We start from the raw sequence: 14,267 nt of genomic DNA, 5'->3' as shown, positions 1-14,267 counted from the left end.
GTCTGCCTCCCGGTCCCCTTACACCGCCTGCTGTCGGGCCGCCCGCCGCTTGGCCAGCTCGTCCTCGACGACGGGGACGTCGGCGGCGTGCTCGACCGGCAGCTCGGCGAGCGAGCCCTCGATCTCATGCCAGACCCGTCCGACGGCGATACCGAAAACACCCTGGCCGCCCTGTACCAGGTCGACCACCTCGTCCGCACTGGTGCACTCGTACACCGAGGCGCCGTCGCTCATCAGGGTGATGGAGGTCAGGTCCTCCACGCCGCGCTCATGCAGAGCGTTGACCGCCACGCGGATCTGCTGCAGCGAGACCCCGGTGTCGAGCAGCCGCTTGACGATCTTCAGCAGCAGGATGTCCCGGAAGGCGTACAGACGCTGGGAGCCGGAGCCCTTGGCGCTGCGGATGGAGGGCTCGACCAGCCCGGTACGCGCCCAGTAGTCCAGCTGCCGGTAGGTGATGCCGGCGGCCCGGCACGCCACGGGACCGCGGTAGCCGGTGTTGACGTCCAGCTGCGGCAGCGGGTCGCCGAAGAGCATCCCCTGCGTGTGCTGGGGTGCGGTTGCGTGAAGACTCGCTTCGTTGGCGCTCACTTGCCGGCTCCTGTCAACATCGGGGCATGCGCGGGGACGCACGCGCAGGCCGGTCCTCCCGGCCACGGACCCACGATAGAACCCGATGTGGGTTCACTCAATGACAGGCGCGCCGGGGAAGCAGGTTCGAGTTCAGGTTGAGGTTCACGGTGGCGCCCCCTCGTCCGGCGGGCTGGCGAGATGACGCCGATTAGGGGGCCAGCATCGCGAGTACGCTGTGACGCAATACACATCAACATTCCCATTAGTCACATTTGTACCGCGTGTCGCAGCGCTAGAGGGACGAGGCGTCTTCAGGGACGACGTCGTCCAGCGCCCGGCGCCACTGCCGCAGGCGGCGCTGCAGCGCCTCCTCCCCCAGGTCGATGCCGCGCAGCCGCAGCAACGCACTGGTGGCGAGAATGGGGACAGACAGGGCGCCGGCGAGGACGAGCCCATCGCTGGGCGTGCAGGGAACCGCCGTGGACAGAGCGGGCGTATCGGCGTCGAGTACGGCGGCGGCGCACATTCCCCCGTCAGCGTCGACGTCGAGTACCACGTGCAGCACGGTCGAGCCGAATGCCTCAACGCAGGCGGATAGGAAGGGCGCCCAGCTCGGGCCGCGAGACCAGTCGGGAGCGCTGAGCAGCAGGCCGTCCCTGGCGCCGACAGGAACGGCAAGCATGCCCGGGCCCCCGTCCTCCATCAGAACGGCGACCAGGCCCGAGTCCGGGGCGGTGGAACGCACTCCCATGAGCGTCATGGTCCGCACGCGGCATAATCTATGCGGCCGATGACCGTGCTGTCCCGAGAACCGCGCCACGAGTATGTTTTGCGACTCGGGCGGCGTTAGCGCTCAGCGCAGCGCCTCGACGGCGTGGTGCAGCAGGCTGGTGTGCAGGTCCGCCAGCACGCCGGCGAGTTCCGCGGCCGCATCCTCCCCCGCCGTCGCCGAACGGTTCCGCTTGTGCTGGGTGGCCAGCTCGATGGCATCGGCCTCGCGTTCGGCCGCGCTGCGCACGGCCCGCAGATTGCGCAGGGGCAGGCCCAGGCGTCCGGCCTTAAGCGCCAGCGAGACCATGGTCAGGGCGCGCGAGTCGAAGCGGCCATGCGCATCCGGCGTGATCACGCCGATCGTTACGAGCTCCTCGATCTGTTCCAGTGAAGCTCCCGAATGATGCACCAAGTCGGCGGCGTTGAAGGCGCCACTGACCGTGTGTCCGCCCGAGGCCACTACTCGGGCCACGGGCGCGGGCGCGTCCGGGGTGCCGTCCAGTTCCAGCAGGCGCTCCCGGATGACCGACAGGGGCAGGTACTCGTCCCGCTGCGCGGTGAGGGCGTAGCGCAGTCGCTCCACATCCGCGGTGGAGTAGCGCCGGTAGCCATTGCCGACCCGGTGCGGGGAGATTAGTCCCTCGGCCTCCAGGTAGCGGACCTTCGACACGGACAGGGCGGGGAACTCGCCCCTGAGGCTATCTACGACCTCACCGATCTTCATCACCGGCTCCCGGGAGACTCCTCGGGGCCAAGGGGCGAGCTGCTCGCCGCGCGCCGGCTCGCCCGCTGCGGCGCGTCGGGCGGCGGCGCCGGTCACTGGGCGGCCCGCTGGGGGGCGGGGTGATAGGTCATGCGGTATTTGCCGATCTGGACCTCGTCGCCCGCGCGCAGAGCCGCTTGCTCCACCCGCTGCCGGTTGACGTAGGTGCCGTTCAGGGAGCCCTGGTCGCGCACGGCGAAGCCGGCGCCGGGAAGCGCGGTGAACACCGCGTGCTTGCGGGAGACGGTGACGTCGTCGAGGAAGATGTCGGCACGCGGGTGCCGACCCACTGTGGTCTCGGCCGAGTCGAGCAGAAAACGGGCGCCGGTGGTAGGCCCCTGCTGCACCAGCAGGAGTGCGGTTCCCGGCGGCAGCGCCGCGATGGCGGCACGGTCCTGCGGGGAAATGGCCACCGACGGGACCTCTGGCTCCGCGGGGACACCGACGGCGCCAAAGGCCTGGGTCGAGGTGGGATCCGGTTCTATCGGCGTGCTCGACATCTGTTCCCCTCCGGTCGGGCGGCGCCCGTCGCACCGCTGTGGTCCCACCATACCGTTGCCGTGATGGGCCTCCGCAATGCGCGGGCTCGGAAAACCGCGAACTTCGCGGGCGCCGGATCTGCCGACGCTCAACTCCACTTCTCCTCGGCCCGGCCGGGCTCCGCCCACAGCACGTGGTAGACGCCGACGGGGTCGTCCACGCGGTGGTAGGTGTGTGAGCCGAAGAAGTCGCGCTGCCCCTGGATGAGGGCCGCGGGGAGGCGCCGTGCGCGCAGCTGGTCGACATAGGCCAGCGATGCGGCGAAGGCCGGTGCGGGCACACCCCCGAGGGCGGCGGCCGACACCACCTGCCGCCAGGCGGGCAGGGCCTCGTTCAGCGCACGGGAGAACACGGGCGCGGTCAGCAGGGTGGGCAGCTGCGGGTCCTCGCCGTAGGCGCGGGTGATGTCGTCCAGGAAGCGGGCGCGGATGATGCAGCCGGCGCGCCAGATCCGGGCCATGGCACCCAGGTCCACGTTCCATCCGCGCTGCGCGGAGGCAGTAGCGATCTCGTCGAAGCCCTGCGCGTAGGCGGCGATCTTGGAGCCGTACAGCGCCTGCCGCACGGCGTCGACGAAGGCGTCGCGCTCCGCGGCAGTGGCGAATCCGGGCCGGGTGGTTCCGGCGTTGATGCCCGCGGCGCGCACGGCGGCGCGCTGGGCAGTCGCGGACGAGGCGGCCCGGGCGAAGGTCGCCTCGGCGATGGCGGGCACCGCCACCCCGAGCTCCAGCGCCGTGCGGGTGGTCCAGGCACCGGTGCCCTTCTGACCTGCGGCATCGACGATCACGTCGACGAAGGGCTCGCCGGTGGCGGGGTCGATGCGGTCGAGTACCTCCGCGGTGATGTCGATGAGGTAGGAGTCCAGCTCGGAGCGCTTCCAGTCGCGGAAGACATCGGCGATCTCGGGCACGCTCATTCCGGCAACGCGCCGCAGAAGGTCATAGGCCTCGGCAATCAGCTGCATGTCCGCGTACTCGATGCCGTTGTGCACCATCTTCACGAAGTGCCCCGCCCCGCCGGGACCCACATGGGTGCAGCAGGGCACGCCGTCGACATGGGCGGAGATGGACTCCAGCAGGGGGCCGAGTCGCGCGTAGGAGGCCTCGGTGCCGCCCGGCATGATCGACGGGCCGAGCAGCGCCCCCTCCTCGCCGCCGGAAACGCCCATGCCGACGAAGTGAATGCCCTGCTCGCGCAGGGAAGCCTCGCGGCGCTCGGTGTCCGCGTAGTAGGTGTTGCCGGCGTCGACAATGATGTCACCGGGCTCGAGCAGTGGGCTCAGCTGCTCGATCACCGCCTCCGTGCCCGCGCCGGCCTGCACCATGATGATCACTGCGCGCGGGCGCCGCAGGGAGGCCACGAAGTGCGCCGGATCAGCGGCGGGTACGAAGTCCCCCTCGCCGCCGTGCAGATCGATGAGCCTCTCGGTGCGCGCCGGCGTGCGGTTGAACACGGCCACCGAGTGGCCGTGACGCGCCAGATTGCGGGCCAGGTTGGCACCCATCACCCCCAGGCCGTACACCCCGATGTCCGCGGAGGCGGCTGCCGGAACGAAGTCGCCGGCTGAACGCTCAGAGCTCATAGAAGACCCTTCCTGCCCAGCGAATGCGGGCTGCTTGTGCGCGGGTGCGTGCGAGGAGGCGTCGACGGGCGCAGGTCGACGGTGTCGCCGACACGATCGCGCGCAACCGCTCGCCGAACGCCGGGCGCCCGAGTGGGTCTCCCCTTCCAACCGGCCCCGACAGTACCCCGAAACACCGCCTCACACACCGGGCAGTCACTCAGGCGCACCGCCTACAGTGGGCACTGGTGGCGGCCCGCGGCGGCACGGCGACCGTTCGGCCCCGTACACGCCCGCCGGCAGTCTCGGCCCCACCCGTCAACGGACTACAGGAAGGCCGCAACACACTCGTGCAAGTCTCCGAAAGCCCCCGTACGCCCCCGCCCGCGGGCACCGCTCCCGCCGCTGCGAGCCGGCCGGTGACGGGCAACCCGCTGCTAGACCCGCGGGACCTGCGCCTGCCCCGGATCGCCGAGCCGTGCGTGCTCGTCATGTTCGGTATCACCGGCGACCTGGCCCGCCGCAAGCTCCTGCCGGCCATCTACGACCTGGCCAACCGCGGTCTGCTCTCCCCCAGCTTCTCGCTGGTGGGCGTGGGCAGACGTCCCTGGTCCGACGATGACATGCGCGGCTACGTCGCCGAGGCGGTCAGAGGCGGTGCCCGCACCCGGTGGCGGCAGGCCATCTGGGATCAGCTGGCGGCCGGCATGCGCTTCGTGGAACTGGCCTCCTTCGAGGACGACGACGCCTACGACCGCCTCACCCGCACCGTCGCCGACCTGGACGCCACGCGTGGTACCGCCGGCAACCGCGCCTTCTACCTCTCGGTCCCTCCATCCTGGTTCGCCACCGTCACCGAGCACGTGGCCGCCTCCGGGCTGGTGGACGAGGTACCGGGCTCGTGGCGCCGGGTCATAATCGAGAAGCCCTTCGGCCACGACCGGGCCAGCGCCCGCGAGCTGGACGCGATGGTCTCTCGGATTGTGCGGGGCGATGACGTCTTCCGCGTCGACCACTACCTGGGCAAGGAGACGGTGCAGAACATCCTGGCGCTGCGCTTCGCCAACACCATCTTCGAGCCGTTGTGGAACCAGCGCTACGTGGACCACGTGCAGATCACCATGGCCGAGGACATCGGCATCGGCACCCGCGCCGGGTACTACGACACCATCGGCTCGGCCCGAGACATCATCCAGAACCACCTGCTGCAGCTGCTTGCCCTCACCGCCATGGAGGAGCCCACCAGCATGCGCGCCTCCGCCGTGCGTGCGGAGAAGGAGAAGGTGCTGGCCGCGGTCAGGCTGGAGCGCTCCGGAATCCTCGATCTGGACGCCACCACCGCCCGCGGCCGCTACGAGGCCGGCTTCCAGGGGGGTGTGCCCGTGCGCGGCTACCTGGAGGAGGACGGCGTGGCCGCCGACTCCGGCACGGAGACCTTCGCCGCGATACGCCTGGAGATCGCCAACCGCCGTTGGGCGGGCGTCCCCTTCTACCTGCGCACCGGCAAGCGGCTCGCGCGCCGCGTGACCGAGGTGGCGGTGGTGTTCAAGCGCCCACCGTTCCTGCCCTTCGCCGACGCGGCCACGGCCGGCGTGGGTGCCAACACGATCGTGCTGCGCATCCAGCCCGACGAGGGCATCACCATGCGCATGGCCTCGAAGGTTCCCGGCACGCAGATGGAACTGCGCGACGTCACCATGAACTTCGGCTACGGCGCCTCCTTCAACGAGGAGTCTCCCGAGGCCTACGAGCGGCTCATCCTGGACGCGCTCCTCGGCGACGCCCCGCTGTTCCCCCACCAGCGGGAGGTCGACCTGTCCTGGCGGATCCTCGATCCGGTGATCGAGCACTGGGCCGCGAACGGCGTCCCGGAGGGGTACCGGCCGGGTTCCTGGGGACCGCCGTCGGCACACGACCTGCTCGCCCGTGACGGCCGCTCATGGAGGCGCTCATGATCATCAACCTCACCGAGACCACCACCGATCAGATCGTCTCCGCACTGCTGGCGGAAGGCGTCTCCAGCGGCTCACGGGTACTCACCCTCGTCATAGACACCGACCGCGACGGCCTGGAGGCGGCCCTGGTCGCCGCGCACGGGGCCAGCCGCGACCATCCCTGCCGGGTGGTGGCCGTGGTCGCTCCGGCGCCGGACGGTGCTCATGCCGCCGACGAGGACCGCCGGCACCACGGCAGTCGGCCCGACGGCGCCGGGCACCTCGATGCCCAGATCCGTCTCGGCCACGACGCCGGCGCCGGGGAGACCCTGGTCCTGCTTCCCGAGGGGGAGGCGGCCCGCCACGCGGACACTCTGGTGGTTCCCTTCCTCCTGCCGGACGTGCCCGTGGTCGCCTGGTGGCCGGACGCCCCGCCCGCGCGGCCCGCCACCAGTCCGCTCGGAGCGCTGGCGACCGCCCGCATCACGAACACGCCCTCGCAGCCAGACCCGTCGGCGGCGCTGGCGGCCCTGGCGCCGGAGTACACGCGCGGCGACATTGATCTGGCCTGGACACGCATCACCCTGTGGCGGGCGATGGTCGCCTCCACGCTGGACTCGTTGGTGCGCACCGGCACGGTGCACGGGATCGTCGTCGCCGGCGAGCCGCGAAACGCCTCCGTCTCCCTGATGATCCGGTGGCTGCAGCTGCGCCTGGGAGTCCCGGTGGAGCGCGAGGACGCGCCGGGCATCCCCGGCATTGCCACCATCACCGTGCGCACCGACACCGGCGAGCTGGTCATCAGCCGCAAGGACCATGAGCGGGTAATGATCACCCGGCCCGGCTCGGCCCGCCCGCAAGTGGTCACCATGGCCCGCCGCGAGCCCGTGGCCACCATGAGGGAGGAGCTGCGCCGGCTCGCCCCGGACCTCGTCTACGAGGAGGTTCTGGCCACGTTCGTCGCCGACGCCGAGCCTGTCGCCGCACCGCCCACCCACACCGTTGCGAAGTTAGGAGATCACCAATGACCGCCGTAGACGCCGGCTCCGTCAACGCTGCCGCCGCCGCTCTTCCCGCCCCGACCGCCGTCGTCCATGACACCCTGGCCGAGGCCGCTGCCGTCGCCGCCGCGCAGACTGCCCGGCTGCTGGCCGACGCCGTCGCGGATCGCGGGGCCGCCCACCTGTCCCTGACGGGCGGGTCCGGTGGTGAGGCGCTCGCTGCGGCGCTGCCCGGCGCCCTCGCCGCTGCGGGGCTCATCCCCGGAGCGGGTCTGGACCGGCTGCACCTGTGGGAGGGGGACGAGCGCTTCGTCGCCGCCGACGACGCCGACCGCAACGACCTGCTGGCCGCCGGGCTGGTGTCGGCGGGCGTACCCGAGGCGAATGTGCACCGGTTGCGCGGGCCCGAGCAGATCGAGTCCGTGGACGCCTCCGCCGCGGCGCTGGCCGAGGAGCTGCGCGAGCACGGCCCCGCAGACGGGCGCTTCGATGTCATTCACCTGGGGCTCGGCCCGGACGCACACGTGTGCTCGCTGTTTCCCGCTCACCCGGCCGCGCCCACCACCGGGACGGATGTCATCGCCGTGCACGACTCCCCCAAGCCGCCGCCCGAGCGGGTCTCCTTCAGCTTCGACGTTCTGCACCGGGCGCGCCACGTAATGGTGGTGGCCGGCGGGGCAGGCAAGGCCACAGCGGTCGCCATGGGCCTGGGCGCCCCCGACGTCGTGGCCGCCCCCGCCTCCTGCGCCCGCGGTGAGGTCACCGTCTGGCACCTGGACCGCGCGGCCGCCGCCGGGATGCCCTCCTGCGCCGGCGCGCGGCGAGTCGGCTCGGCCTGCCGGCGTCCACAGTCGCCGCCGCCGACAGGCGTTACGGCGACGCCTGTGGATTAGGCGACCGCTCCCCTAGTCAGGCGCGCAACCGCCGGGTACGGTATTTGTATGAGAATCCAACCAATTGGTTCGTCCGACCTGACCGCCTCCAACGTCATTCTCGGCCTGATGCGCATCAAGGACCTGAGCGACGCGCAGATCCGCACCCTGGTGTCCACCGCCCGCGAGGCCGGCGTCACCATGTTCGACCACGCCGACATCTACGGGCGCGACCACGCCTGCGAGGAACGCTTCGGCGCTGCCTTGAACTGGTCTGCCGCCGAGCGCGAGCAGGTGGTGCTGCAGACCAAGTGCGGTATCCGCTGGGGCTGGTTCGACTTCTCCACCGAGCACATCCTGCGTTCCGTCGACGCCTCGCTCGCGGCCCTGCGCACCGACTACCTGGACGTGCTGCTGCTGCACCGCCCCGATGCGCTGGTCGAGCCCGAGGAGGTCGCCGCCGCCTTCGACTCCCTGGCCGCCTCCGGGAAGGTGCGTCACTTCGGCGTCTCCAACCACACTCGTGGCCAGCTCGAGTTGCTGCGCGCCACGGTCGACCAGCCGCTGATCGCCAACCAGCTGCAACTGTCCCTCACCCACGCCGACATGATCGCCGAGGGGGTCGCGCTGAACATGCGCCATGACCAGTCCGTGGTACGTACCGACGGCATTCTCGACTACTGCCGCCTGACGAGCACCACCATTCAGGCCTGGTCCCCCTTCCAGTCCGGTGACGGCTCCGGCCCGTACCTGGGTAACCGGGAGCGCTACGCCGAGCTCAACGATGTTGTCGACCGGCTCGCCGCCGAGTACGGCGTGGCCCCGGAGGCCATCGCCACCGCTTGGATCACCCGCCACCCGGCGCACATGCAGGTGGTGCTGGGAACCACCCGGCCCGAGCGGGTGACGGCCGCCGCCGCGGGCTCCGAGCTGCCGCTGACGCGTGAGCAGTGGTACGAGGTCTTCCGCGCCGCCGGGTACATCGTTCCCTGAGGCCGGCGCGGCGGGCTTGTCATGTCGCGCTCATCACCTCGGGGCGCCCTACGCCTGCCGACCGCCTGCGCGCTTTCCGCCCTGCTCGCCCTGCTGCCAGCAGCCGCCGCGCCGGTGGCGCAGGCGGGCACGGCGGGGGCTGCGCATGTGGTGGGTGCGACGGAGGTGCCCTGGCATGAGCGCGGGCAGCTGGTACTGGGCGCCGCAGACGCGCTCGATGCGCTCAATGCGCTTCCGGAGGACTCCCCCGCCACCGTCTCCTGGGGCGAGGGCGGTTCGCGCACCGGCTGGTTCGGCCAGGCCTGGACCGACGTGGACGGGGACGGCTGCGACACGCGCAACGAGATTCTGGCACGAGACCTGACCGACACGGACTTCTCGCGCGAGGACGGTGTCCAGGACGCCGCTGCCGGACGTGGCCAGGGGGCGGCCGTCTGCCCCGACGCCACCGTCTGGTCAGGCACCCTGCACGACCCCTACACCGGGGCCACGGTCCACTTCCGGCGCGGGCAGGACACCTCCGACGCCGTTCAGATCGACCATGTCGTCCCCCTGAACTACTTGTACGCGCACGGCGCCTGGGCGTGGGAGGAGCGCAAGCGCCTGCTGGTGGCCAACGACCCGCTGAACCTGCTGGCCGTGGACGGGCGGGCGAACCAGGACAAGTCCAACTGCGGACCGGCCACCTGCCCGGCCGGATCCACGGAGACGGGCACCTGGACCACCGCCACCGGACCGGGCTGGTGGCCACCGGACTCCGGCTATCGGTGCGAGTACGCCCGCCGCTTCGTCAGCGTCGCGGCGGCCTACGAGCTCGGCCTGCCCGACGCCGACGCGGCCGCCTTGCGCACGGTGCTGGCCGACTGCGCCGCCGGCGGCGACGGCGCCCTGTCGGTCGGTGCGCGGATTCGCAGCGTGGGCGGCCGGGTGACCTGCACGCTCGCGGACAACCGCGCCTATGCGCTGCTGTGCGCGGTCGGCGCCCTGCTGCTGGGGACGGGGCTGATGGTGCGCGGGCACTCGCTCCTGCGCGCGACGGCGGGGCGCGCGCACCGTGGCCGAACACGGAGGTCCCGGCGGCGGCCGTGAGTGCGGATCGTTAGGATGAGGTGCGTGAGCAGAACACAGGCGGGGGCGCAGGGCGGGCCGGCACCGCAGCGGGACCGGAGCGGAGCCGATGACCCGGCGTCGGCCCGCGTGGATGTGTGGCTGTGGAGCGTGCGCCAGGTCAAGTCCCGCTCGGCCGCGACCGCCGCCTGCCGCGCCGGGCACGTGCGCATCAACGGCGAGACCGCCAAGCCGTCTCAGCATGTCAAGGTGGGCGACGAGATCCGCTACCGCGTCCAGGGATTCGACCGGCTCCTGCGGGTGCAGCGCATCCTGGTAAAGCGGGTCGGCGCTCCAATCGCCCGCACTGCCTACGTCGACTTCTCCCCGCCGCGGCCCACGCCCTTGGACGCACCCGCGGCGATCATCCGGGATCGCGGCGCCGGCCGCCCCACGAAGAAGGAGCGCCGCCAGCTCGACGCCCTGCGCGCAACAACCGGCCCCGCCGTCGACATCGAGCACATCCTCGACCAGGACTGAACAGGAGAGCCCATGTCCCCCTCCACCCGTGCCACCCTCGGCGCCGCCGCCATCGCCGCTCTCAGCGCCGTGGGCGCACTGGCGGTGCGGCGCCGTGAGCTCGGCCCGGGGCTGGAGCGGGTGGCGCACGAGCTGCGGGCACCACTGCTGGTCATCGGCCGCGGGCCGACCGGCGACCCCGAGGACCTGCCCGCCGACTTCTCCTCGCTGCTGTCCAGTCGACTGCCGACCCGAGTGTTCCCGCCCCGCCTGGGCCGGCGCGCCGTCGCCTCCTGGCAGGGCCGGGAGGTGCCCGTCTGGGTCTATCAGACCGCTGGTCGCCGGCAGACTCCGCCCACCGGTGCACTGGTGTGGCTCCACGGCGGCGGCTACGTGGGCGGCAGCCCGGCGCAGGACCACCTGCTGTGCTCCCGCATCGCCCGAGAGCTCGGCATCCTGGTGGTCTCGGTCGACTACCGGCTGGCTCCCGCCCACCCCTACCCCGCCGCCCTGGACGACGCCGACGCGGCCCTGCGCTGGTTGGTGCAGCAGGCGGGCGACCTGGGGGTGGATCCCGCACGGATCGCCGTCGGCGGCGCCAGTGCCGGCGGCGGACTCGCCGCCGCCCTGGCCGGCAGAGCCCTGGACGAGGGGCTGCGGCCGGCCTTCCAGCTCCTGGTCTACCCGATGCTGGACGACCGCACCGGCGCCGGCGGCGTGGAGATCCCCGGGCGCGGGGAGTTCGTGTGGACCGCACGCCGCAATGCCGAGAGCTGGGGCGCCTACCTCGGCCGTCCGGCACGGGAGCAACCGGACTCCGCTCCGGCCGAGGCGGCCCCGGCCGCCGCGCCCTGGGCGGTGCCCGCCCGCAGGGCGGACCTGCGCGGCCTGCCGGACGCCTGGATCGGCGTCGGCGATCTCGACCTGTTCCTGGACGAGGATCGCGCTTATGCCGAACGCTTGCGCGCAGCCGGGGTGCGGGTACAGCTGCGCGTGGAGCCGGGCATGTATCACGCTGCCGATTACTGCACCTGGTCGGGGGCCATGCGGGACTTCCGTGATGAGGCGATCACCGCCTTGGGCCGGGCGCTGGCCGCGCAGCGCTGACGGCTCCCGCCGCTCCGCGGGCCACCCTCAGCCCATCCGTTCCAGCAGGGCGTCGATGGTGCGCAGCACCCCGGATTCGGTGTTGGCCGGCGCATGCCAGCGGGCGACCGCCTGGATCCCCGGATGGGCGTTGGCCATGGCGAAGGACAGCTCGGCATGGTCGTACATGTCCAAGTCGTTGAGGTAGTCGCCGAAGACCGCCGTCTGCGCGGGCGAGACACCGAGGCGCGCCTGCAGCGCGGCCAGCGCGCGTCCCTTGGAGGCGCTGGTGGGCATGAGGTCGGTCCAGTGCTCGCCGGAGACGACGGCCTGCACCTCGGGCACGGCGGCCTTGAGCGCCTGCGAACTGCCCGCCTCGACGTCGTCGAAGTCGTAGACGGCGACCTTGAGCGTACGGTCCAGCGGCACCGCCAGCAGGTCGTCGACCACCTCGAGCTCCCGGTAGTAGCGGGAGACCTCCTCCAGGAAGGGCGGGTCCTGCCGGTCGATGTAGGCGCAGTCCACGCCGGCGAGGACGGCGCCGACGTCATAGCCGTCGATGCGCAGGTCGCGGGTGGTGTCGACGGCCGCGATCGTCGCGTCCACGGTGATGGTCTCGCAGTGGATGACCTCCTCGCCCTGCACCACCAGGGTGCCGTTCTCGGCGATGATCGGCGAGTGCGCGATCGACTCGCCCAGCACGGTGCGCAGGTTGGCCAGCTGCCGCCCCGAGGCCGGGGCGAACAGCACCCCGTGCGCAGTCATGCGGGCGACAACGTCGGCGAAGTCGGCCGGCAGGAGGCCGTCGCCGTCGAGCAGCGTTCCGTCCATGTCGGAGACGACCAGTCGCAGGTCGACGGGTGGGTGCGGCAGCGGGGTGTCGGCGTCGGGGCCGGGTGCGGTGGAGGGCTTCACGGAGGCGATTGTTCCAGACCCGGCGCAATGGTCAGTAGCCTGGGGCCGGTCAGATGGTGCGTTTGACAATGCCGTCTACGACGGCGTCGATCGCCTCGATCAGCCGCAGGCCGATTACGTCCACGCGCCTGAGCAGTTCGCGCCGGGCCAGCGCCTCCATGCTCAGCTCGCCCAGGAACAGCTGCCGGAGGCCGTCCTCGTACTGCTCCCGTACCCGCCTGCCCTCCGTGCGGGCCGCTGCACACCTCTCCCGGCTGATGCGGCCGGATGCGGCATCCATGGCACCGAGCAACCGGTTCAGGCCACGGCGCACGTGCTCAAGGCCGGCCCGGGAGTGCGCGTCGGGCTGCACCTGCCAGGCGCGAGTCTCCCTGACGAAGTCACGGGTGTTGGTGAGCACCTCGTCCAGGGATCGGGAGAACCGGAACATGTCCTCACGGTCGAGCGGCGTCACCACGCGGGTCGACAGCAGGTGCACGAACTGCAGGCGGGTGGCGTCTCCCTTGTGCTCAACCTGCTCGATGCGCTCGACCAGCGCGTCCAGATCGGCGTCCGGCTCGCATGCGCGCAGGGCGAGCTCCACGCCCTCAATGGCGAGGCCCGCCTGTGCGGACAAGGTGCCGACCAGGGTCTGTCGCCGAGTTCTCCGCAGCCCCCGCGACCACGCCCGCATTCGCTTCATCGCAAACCCGCCCCCCATACCGTCTTGTGCCCGATTGTGCACGCCGCACCGCGTCGCGCTCAATCGCCGAGCAGCATTGACACGCCACTGCCGCACAATAGGGACACCGGCAGCGTCCACGCCCAGGCGGCGGCGATGCGGCCGACCGCGTTCCACCGCAGTCGTCGCCATTGGACGCCGGGCACGCTCCCCATGAGGGCTCCCACAGTGGCCTGAGTCATGGACACGGGCGCGCCGGCCACGGAACCCACCGTAGCTGCCAGGGAGGTGGCCAGCAGGACGTTGGCGACCTGATACGGCTTCGGGGGAAACACCCCGCCGCGCCAGGCGCGCCCCGCGGACCGCAGCCCCGCCCAGGTTCCGGCGGCGAAGGCCAGCCCAGAGCCGAGCGCTACGACGCACCGCAGCGCGACGACGCCCTCCGGGCCGCCCAGGGAGCCTGCGAACGCCGTCGTCCAGACCACGAACAGCTTCTGACCGTCATTGCAGGCGTAGGCGGCACAGACGCAGATGAATCCCCCGCTGCGGGCGCATCCGACCCAGCGGTCGGCGTGTGGCAGCCGGATCCTCTCCAGCACCGCCAGCAGGGCGCGGGCGCACAATCCCGCCAGCAGGGGTGCGAGGGCGGCGAGCACCAGCACCCGGATGACGAGCGGCCAGTCGGCGTCTCCGCCCGCCAGGCGCGTGCCGGTGGCGGCACCGACCAGCGCGAGCGTCACCGACGTGGGCACGCGCACCACCGCCGCGGCCGCGAGCGTCACTATCGCCGCCAGCAGCACCACCCCGAGCTCGCGGGCACCGCCCCCGCCCAGGAGCTGGCGGTAGGTGTCGGCCACGGGCGTTATCCCGACGAGCGGGACGGTTACCGTGGCCGCCGTGAGGAGGGCGATCAGACGCCAGGGACGCTTCCGGGTGGCCCCGATGCTGAGGGAGCACAGGGGCGCCCCGTCATTTCTGCCGACGACGGCGGTGAAGGCCAGGACCAGCGCGGCGGTGAGGAGCATGGGGCA

The 14,267-nt window shown here is 71.8% G+C and carries 15 protein-coding genes; 7 read left to right on the top strand and 8 right to left on the bottom strand.

The genetic code is table 11. The annotated features are described in order from the left end of the window. Window positions 1-18: 18 nt before the first annotated feature. The 5 genes from BLR49_RS07855 to gndA all read right to left on the bottom strand — a co-directional run bounded on the left by BLR49_RS07855 (window position 19) and on the right by gndA (window position 4,229). The gene (locus BLR49_RS07855; protein ID WP_092536211.1) at window positions 19-537 is read right to left on the bottom strand and encodes a MerR family transcriptional regulator; all 519 of its coding nucleotides are present in this window, start codon (window positions 535-537) and stop codon (window positions 19-21) included. 328 nt (window positions 538-865) lie between these two features. After that, window positions 866-1,333 (bottom strand): DUF151 domain-containing protein, encoded by a 468-nt coding sequence (locus tag BLR49_RS07850; protein WP_092536207.1) that lies wholly within the window; start codon window positions 1,331-1,333, stop codon window positions 866-868. A 93-nt stretch (window positions 1,334-1,426) separates the two neighbouring features. Then, window positions 1,427-2,068 carry a transcriptional regulator FtsR gene (gene ftsR, locus BLR49_RS07845; protein WP_092536015.1) on the bottom strand — a complete coding sequence of 214 codons (642 nt, stop codon included), beginning with the start codon at window positions 2,066-2,068 and terminating at the stop codon, window positions 1,427-1,429. Between the two features lie 92 nt (window positions 2,069-2,160). Beyond that, window positions 2,161-2,607, bottom strand: a complete 447-nt coding sequence (locus BLR49_RS07840; protein ID WP_092536012.1) for an FHA domain-containing protein — start codon at window positions 2,605-2,607, stop codon at window positions 2,161-2,163. A 128-nt stretch (window positions 2,608-2,735) separates the two neighbouring features. After that, window positions 2,736-4,229, bottom strand: a complete 1,494-nt coding sequence (gene gndA, locus BLR49_RS07835) for an NADP-dependent phosphogluconate dehydrogenase (RefSeq protein WP_092536009.1) — start codon at window positions 4,227-4,229, stop codon at window positions 2,736-2,738. Window positions 4,230-4,642: 413 nt separating this feature from the next. Here gndA and zwf point away from each other — a divergent pair, with 413 nt between their 5' ends. The 7 genes from zwf (at window position 4,643) to BLR49_RS07800 (ending at window position 11,681) form a co-directional block, all read left to right on the top strand. Next, on the top strand, window positions 4,643-6,163 hold the full coding sequence (gene zwf / locus BLR49_RS07830; RefSeq protein WP_281241808.1) for a glucose-6-phosphate dehydrogenase: 1,521 nt from the start codon (window positions 4,643-4,645) through the stop codon (window positions 6,161-6,163). Then, the gene (locus tag BLR49_RS07825; protein WP_092536003.1) at window positions 6,160-7,170 is read left to right on the top strand and encodes a glucose-6-phosphate dehydrogenase assembly protein OpcA; all 1,011 of its coding nucleotides are present in this window, start codon (window positions 6,160-6,162) and stop codon (window positions 7,168-7,170) included. Before zwf ends, BLR49_RS07825 begins: the two co-directional genes overlap by 4 nt. Continuing rightward, window positions 7,167-8,036 (top strand): 6-phosphogluconolactonase, encoded by an 870-nt coding sequence (pgl, locus tag BLR49_RS07820; RefSeq protein ID WP_092536000.1) that lies wholly within the window; start codon window positions 7,167-7,169, stop codon window positions 8,034-8,036. Before BLR49_RS07825 ends, pgl begins: the two co-directional genes overlap by 4 nt. A 48-nt stretch (window positions 8,037-8,084) precedes the next feature. Then, entirely contained in the window at window positions 8,085-9,008 is a 924-nt protein-coding gene (locus BLR49_RS07815) for an aldo/keto reductase (RefSeq protein ID WP_092535997.1), read from the top strand. 21 nt (window positions 9,009-9,029) lie between these two features. Further along, window positions 9,030-10,097: an HNH endonuclease family protein gene (locus tag BLR49_RS07810; RefSeq protein WP_092535994.1), complete on the top strand. Its 1,068-nt coding sequence runs from the start codon at window positions 9,030-9,032 to the stop codon at window positions 10,095-10,097. Window positions 10,098-10,205: 108 nt separating this feature from the next. Continuing rightward, a complete protein-coding gene (locus BLR49_RS07805; protein WP_245690557.1) occupies window positions 10,206-10,595 on the top strand; it encodes an RNA-binding S4 domain-containing protein in 390 nt (129 codons plus the stop codon). Between the two features lie 12 nt (window positions 10,596-10,607). Continuing rightward, window positions 10,608-11,681, top strand: a complete 1,074-nt coding sequence (locus BLR49_RS07800) for an alpha/beta hydrolase (RefSeq protein ID WP_092535988.1) — start codon at window positions 10,608-10,610, stop codon at window positions 11,679-11,681. 27 nt (window positions 11,682-11,708) lie between these two features. On the opposite strand, the gene BLR49_RS07795 is transcribed toward BLR49_RS07800, so the two are convergent. From BLR49_RS07795 to BLR49_RS07785, 3 genes are all read right to left on the bottom strand, one after another. Then, the gene (locus BLR49_RS07795; protein ID WP_281241806.1) at window positions 11,709-12,575 is read right to left on the bottom strand and encodes a Cof-type HAD-IIB family hydrolase; all 867 of its coding nucleotides are present in this window, start codon (window positions 12,573-12,575) and stop codon (window positions 11,709-11,711) included. Window positions 12,576-12,624: 49 nt separating this feature from the next. After that, complete coding sequence (locus tag BLR49_RS07790; protein WP_176760807.1) at window positions 12,625-13,191, bottom strand: DUF47 family protein; 567 nt, start codon at window positions 13,189-13,191, stop codon at window positions 12,625-12,627. 125 nt (window positions 13,192-13,316) lie between these two features. Next, on the bottom strand, window positions 13,317-14,261 hold the full coding sequence (locus tag BLR49_RS07785; protein ID WP_092535982.1) for an inorganic phosphate transporter: 945 nt from the start codon (window positions 14,259-14,261) through the stop codon (window positions 13,317-13,319). Between the last annotated feature and the right edge of the window lie 6 nt (window positions 14,262-14,267).

This window comes from Actinomyces ruminicola (assembly GCF_900103885.1).
GTDB lineage: Bacteria > Actinomycetota > Actinomycetes > Actinomycetales > Actinomycetaceae > Actinomyces > Actinomyces ruminicola.
Note: the sequence above shows the minus strand (reverse complement) of the source record. Positions and strands in the feature narration are given on the sequence as shown.

What these genes read in the sequence shown, in the direction of transcription:
- BLR49_RS07855 (WP_092536211.1), bottom strand. Translation starts at nt 537, where the DNA reads ATGCTCTTCGGCGACCCGCTGCCGCAGCTGGACGTCAACACCGGCTAC.
- BLR49_RS07850 (WP_092536207.1), bottom strand. Translation starts at nt 1,333, where the DNA reads ATGACGCTCATGGGAGTGCGTTCCACCGCCCCGGACTCGGGCCTGGTC.
- ftsR (WP_092536015.1), bottom strand. Translation starts at nt 2,068, where the DNA reads ATGAAGATCGGTGAGGTCGTAGATAGCCTCAGGGGCGAGTTCCCCGCC.
- BLR49_RS07840 (WP_092536012.1), bottom strand. Translation starts at nt 2,607, where the DNA reads ATGTCGAGCACGCCGATAGAACCGGATCCCACCTCGACCCAGGCCTTT.
- gndA (WP_092536009.1), bottom strand. Translation starts at nt 4,229, where the DNA reads ATGAGCTCTGAGCGTTCAGCCGGCGACTTCGTTCCGGCAGCCGCCTCC.
- BLR49_RS07825 (WP_092536003.1), top strand. Translation starts at nt 6,160, where the DNA reads ATGATCATCAACCTCACCGAGACCACCACCGATCAGATCGTCTCCGCA.
- pgl (WP_092536000.1), top strand. Translation starts at nt 7,167, where the DNA reads ATGACCGCCGTAGACGCCGGCTCCGTCAACGCTGCCGCCGCCGCTCTT.
- BLR49_RS07815 (WP_092535997.1), top strand. Translation starts at nt 8,085, where the DNA reads ATGAGAATCCAACCAATTGGTTCGTCCGACCTGACCGCCTCCAACGTC.
- BLR49_RS07810 (WP_092535994.1), top strand. Translation starts at nt 9,030, where the DNA reads ATGTCGCGCTCATCACCTCGGGGCGCCCTACGCCTGCCGACCGCCTGC.
- BLR49_RS07800 (WP_092535988.1), top strand. Translation starts at nt 10,608, where the DNA reads ATGTCCCCCTCCACCCGTGCCACCCTCGGCGCCGCCGCCATCGCCGCT.
- BLR49_RS07785 (WP_092535982.1), bottom strand. Translation starts at nt 14,261, where the DNA reads ATGCTCCTCACCGCCGCGCTGGTCCTGGCCTTCACCGCCGTCGTCGGC.